Below are 593 nucleotides of genomic sequence, written 5' to 3'. Positions count from 1 at the left end.
GTTTTCAACTAAACACTTGATTGCTTTTGTTCAATCAAGATTTTATTCTTACTCAGACTTTTTCTTATCCTTAAAGGACTTGAAAGTCTCTTCAGTTTTTCAGCTTGTTTCCTGGTTGTTAAAGAACAGAAATAACATTTTCAGTTATCATCGTTAAATAAACTCATTAAAGCATTTTAAACATTAAATCAGCCAATTTACTTAACGATGATAAGTGGTGGAGATAAGCGGGATCGAACCGCTGACCTCCTGCGTGCAAGGCAGGCGCTCTCCCAGCTGAGCTATATCCCCATGTCATCATTTATTTACTACCTTATTCACCTTCATCACTCACTCAGTTTGAGTGGTGGGTCTGAGTGGACTTGAACCACCGACCTCACCCTTATCAGGGGTGCGCTCTAACCACCTGAGCTACAGACCCAAGGGAATAACGGCTTTCTGCTCGATATTGTCTACAATATATCAATCAATCTGTGTGGACACTTATTGTCTCTCGTTTTTGGTAAGGAGGTGATCCAACCGCAGGTTCCCCTACGGTTACCTTGTTACGACTTCACCCCAGTCATGAATCATACCGTGGTAAACGCCCTCCA

Annotated in this window: 2 tRNA genes and 1 rRNA gene; all 3 read right to left on the bottom strand. The window is 42.0% G+C overall.

Annotated features, from left to right (window positions below):
- Positions 1–215: 215 nt before the first annotated feature.
- A tRNA-Ala gene (locus O3746_RS10355) sits at positions 216–291 on the bottom strand.
- A 53-nt stretch (positions 292–344) separates the two neighbouring features.
- Positions 345–421 (bottom strand) — tRNA-Ile (locus O3746_RS10350).
- 82 nt (positions 422–503) lie between these two features.
- Positions 504–593: ribosomal RNA gene (locus O3746_RS10345) — 16S ribosomal RNA — on the bottom strand; the annotation flags it as partial.

This window comes from Haemophilus sp. 27098_8_127, from assembly GCF_041433495.1.
In the GTDB taxonomy this organism is placed as follows: domain Bacteria; phylum Pseudomonadota; class Gammaproteobacteria; order Enterobacterales; family Pasteurellaceae; genus Haemophilus_D.
This window is presented reverse-complemented; position numbering and strand designations above follow the sequence as displayed.